Raw genomic sequence first — 1,085 nt, forward strand, 5'->3', positions numbered from 1 at the left:
ATATAACGTCGGCCATTATTGCCATTATAAAACTCGAGTTGCCAACCAAGTAAGTCTGTACCACTTAAGCCTGCTATTTCAACAAACTCATTTTGATCAGCCCCCTGATTATCATAGTGAAACTCATTGATATAAACAGGTAAAGCTTGAAGTGATGAGGAAGCCAATAACACAGATAGCGCCATCGTTGGGCGCTTAAGAAAGTTCTTCATTTTTAAGTCCTTTTAAAAAGTATAGAAATAGATTCTGCAAACATCCTGTTCGCATTGAGCTAAGGATTCCTAGCCCTCAATTAATATACCTGTCTTAGCAAAAAAATGTAGTCTTTTTTAGCTTAAGCAGCTGCCTTGGCTAAAATTGCTATATTTAAAGCTATGAGAGTCTCAAATAGCGAGCTAGCATGCACCCTGAGCTATTGATTCACTCACAGGCCTGAGGTAATCTGTAGGCCGTTTTATACCTATTAATTGATTAGAGTAGAGAGACTGTTCAGTGTCTACATCCGTTCATAATTTCGCAGCCCTTCGTGCGCTGCTTCCCTGCCGCTGGCGAAGCTAGCTAATTGAGCACGCGCTCGTTCAATATTTGCAGCTCCTGCGCTGTATACCGCTTCGTTTTAATTAATAGATTATGAATTTAGTTAGGAACACCCTATGACACCTGAGCATTTTTCACAACTAGCGGCTCAAGGCTACAATCGCATTCCTGTCACGCGTGAAGTCTTGGCTGACCTCGATACGCCCTTAAGTACTTATCTTAAACTCGCTAACGGCACCTATTCTTATTTACTAGAGTCTGTTCATGGTGGCGAGAAATGGGGCCGATACTCCATCATCGGTTTGCCTTGTACGCAAGTACTTAGAATTTCTGGCTCCACAGCCACACTCGAGCAAGATGGCGAAATCATCGAGCGACACGAGTGCAGTGACCCTTTAGCTTTTGTTGAGGAATTCCAAACGCGTTTCAAGGTGCCCGAAATAGAAGGCTTACCACGCTTCAATGGCGGTTTGGTTGGCTACTTTGGTTATGACACCGTTCGATACATTGAACCAAAGCTTGCTGACAGCTGTCCTGAAGATCCTTTG

General features: G+C 43.2%; 1 protein-coding gene and 1 pseudogene. One reads left to right on the forward strand and one right to left on the reverse strand.

The window, feature by feature from the left end; all coding sequences use genetic code 11:
* Positions 1-212 (reverse strand): hypothetical protein (locus A3756_RS00435; protein ID WP_197481070.1); only part of this gene is annotated, 212 nt, incomplete at its 3' end.
* Between the two features lie 441 nt (positions 213-653).
* Here A3756_RS00435 and A3756_RS00440 point away from each other — a divergent pair.
* Positions 654-1,085: pseudogene (locus A3756_RS00440) on the forward strand (anthranilate synthase component I); the annotation flags it as partial.

The sequence above is a fragment of the Oleiphilus sp. HI0086 genome (assembly GCF_001635225.1).